The organism is Wenjunlia tyrosinilytica, from assembly GCF_014646055.1.
GTDB classification, from domain to species: domain Bacteria; phylum Actinomycetota; class Actinomycetes; order Streptomycetales; family Streptomycetaceae; genus Wenjunlia; species Wenjunlia tyrosinilytica.
This window is the reverse complement of sequence record NZ_BMMS01000113.1, coordinates 1-2,687: the sequence shown is the minus strand read 5'-3', so window position 1 is coordinate 2,687 and position 2,687 is coordinate 1. Positions and strand designations below refer to the sequence as shown.

The 2,687-nt window shown below is 70.8% G+C and carries 2 protein-coding genes; both read left to right on the top strand.

Features of this window, described 5'->3' with window-relative positions; all coding sequences use genetic code 11:
• The coding region (locus tag IEY86_RS35730; RefSeq protein WP_189136064.1) for a HAMP domain-containing protein at nt 1-1,503 on the top strand (1,503 nt) is incomplete at its 5' end.
• 5 nt (nt 1,504-1,508) lie between these two features.
• Nucleotides 1,509-2,687, top strand: a 1,179-nt coding sequence (gene pgsB, locus IEY86_RS35725; RefSeq protein WP_189136063.1) for a poly-gamma-glutamate synthase PgsB, incomplete at its 3' end; no start/stop codon positions are given.

Sequence of the window (2,687 nt, the reverse complement as noted above, 5' to 3'; positions counted from 1 at the left end):
GTCGCCGAGGGCTCGCGCACCGTCGCCGGATACGCCGCCGTCACCCCCGGCATCGGCACCACCACCGACACCAGCCTCGCCGGAAGCCTCGGCCTGAGCGTGGTCACCTCCGTCGAGGTCGTCCAGGACTCCTCCAGCGCCAACCACCAGCTCTTCGGCATCCTCGCCGCCGGCGTCCTGCTCGCCCTCGGCGCACTGGTGACCTTCGTGCTCTTCAAGTTCCTCCAAAAGCCCCTGCTGCGCCTGCACATCGAGGCCCGCCGCCTCACCCAGGGCGACCTCACCCGCCCGGTCAACGTGCCCCGCTTCGGCGAACCCGCCCGCATCGGCACCTCCCTGGAATCCCTGCGCCGCCAGCTCCTCGGCGCCCCGGCACACGGCGGCCGGGCCGTCGCGCGCCGCCAGGACGACCGCACCGGGCTGCGCACGATCCTCCTCCTGTGCAGCGCGGTCCTGCTCTCCTGGGCGGCGCCGCTGCTGTTCCTGCTCAACCGCGCCGACACCACCGCGGTCATCCCCCAGCAGCTCGTCACCGACCAGCGCCAGCGCACCGAGACCGCCGCCAACCGGGTCCGCCAGGGCCTCAACGAGGGCTACGCCGACCTCAACTCCGTGGCCACCTCGGTCGGCGACGGCACCGACGCCCGGCAGATCAAGCGGGTCATCGACACCACACTCGCCGAGCACGGCCGCTACAAGAACATCTACGTCGTCGACAGCAACGGCGAGCCCATCGCCCGCGGCGGCGACACCCCCCGCACCCCCCGCAGCACTCGCACCAAGGACGGCGTCGCCCTGGTCAACCACTCGGGCAAGCTCCCGGTGATCACCGCCGTGGCCACCGTGCCCGGCAAGGACAAGCGCTACGTCGTCGGCGAGTTCGAGATCACCTTCCTCAACGGCATCCTCACCCGCCCGGGCCTGGGCAACATCTGGCTCACCGACGACCGCCACCGCCTGCTCGCCTCCAACAAGGGCTTCCGCGCCTTCGCCGACCTGCCCGACGCCCGGCTGCGCGAGACCGCCGAGTCCGCCGCCACCAGCAGACAGGCCACCGGCGTGCTGCTGCGCACCGGAAAGACCACCGTCGCCGCAGCCGTCCCCTTCCGCAACAACGGCGCCGCGGGCGAGCTGAAGTGGCAGGTCGCCTCCATCCAGCCCGTCTCCTGGCTGGCCCTGGCCGAGTACGAGGCCCAGCGCCGCACCATGCTCGCCGGCCTGCTCGGGCTGGCCACCGCCACCACCTGCCTGGGCTGGCTGCACATCATCGTCGTCCGGCCGCTGCGCGCCCTGGTCGACCAGGCGCACAACCTCGCGGGCGGCGACCGCAAGACCGTGCTCTACCCGCGCCACCACGACGAAGTCGGCTCCGTGGTCCGCAGCCTGGAGCTGATCCGCCAACTCCTCGTGGAGCAGGCCAAGACCAAGCCAGGAACCGCCGACCGCACCCGCGACGCCGACGCGGACCGCACCACCGCCCAGCCCACGGGCCGAAGGAACTGACCGCCGTGCTCTTTCTCTACTGCGTCCTGCTGGTCTGCTGCGCCATCCTGCTCGCCGCCGGCATCATCGAGCAGCGGCGCCACTTCACCAACCTCGAGCAGATACCCACGCGGGTGCTGGTCAACGGCATCCGCGGCAAGAGCTCGATCACCCGGCTGTGCGCGGGCGCCCTGCGCGGCGGCGGCCTGGTCACGGTGGCCAAGACCACCGGTACCGCGGCGCGCTTCATCCACCCCGACGCCACCGAGGAACCGGTCTACCGCAAGTTCGGCATCGCCAACGTCGTCGAGCAGATCGGCATCGTGCGCCGGGCCGCCGCCTACCGCCCCGACGCCCTGGTCATCGAGTGCATGGCGGTCATGCCCGCCCTGCAGGAGGTCAACCAGACCAAACTGATCCGCTCCACCATCGGCGTGCTGTGCAACGTGCGCGAGGACCACGTCGCCGAGATGGGCCCCACCCTGGACGACATCGCCCGCTCCCTGTCGCGCTCGATGCCCGTCGGCGGCATCTGCGTCACCGCGGAGAAGGACCGCTTCGAGGTCCTGAAGCAGGAGGCCGACGACCGCGACTGCGAGCTGGTCTACGCCGACCCCGCCACCGTCACCGACGACGAACTGCGCGGCTTTTCCTGGTTCACCTTCAAGGAGAACGTCGCCATCGCCCTGGCCGTCGCCGAACTGCTCGGCGTGGAGCGCCGCACAGCCCTTCAGGGCATGTACGACGCCCCACCCGACCCCGGGGTGCTCTCGGTGGAGAAGTACCGCACCCACGACGGCAGGAAGCTGCGCTTCGGCAACATCTTCGCCGCCAACGACCCCGAGTCCACACTGATGAACATCAACCAGCTGCTGACCCTGGGGGCCATCAGCCGCCCGCTGCACATGGTGATCAACTGCCGTCCGGACCGTGTCGAGCGCAACGGCCAGATGGGCCAGATCGTCCCCGACATCGCCCCCGAGACGGTCTTCCTGATCGGCCACCCCACCAAGAGCGCGGCCGACGGCATCCCGTCCGGCTGGAACGGCAGGATCATCGACCTGGGCGGGGACGCCCGCAACGCCGCCGAACTGACCCGGGAACTCCTCTCCCACCTGGGCCCGGACGCCTCCCTCGTGGCCGTCGGCAACATCCACGGCCAGGGCGAACTCCTACTCGAACACCTCGCCGAACTACCCCCCGAC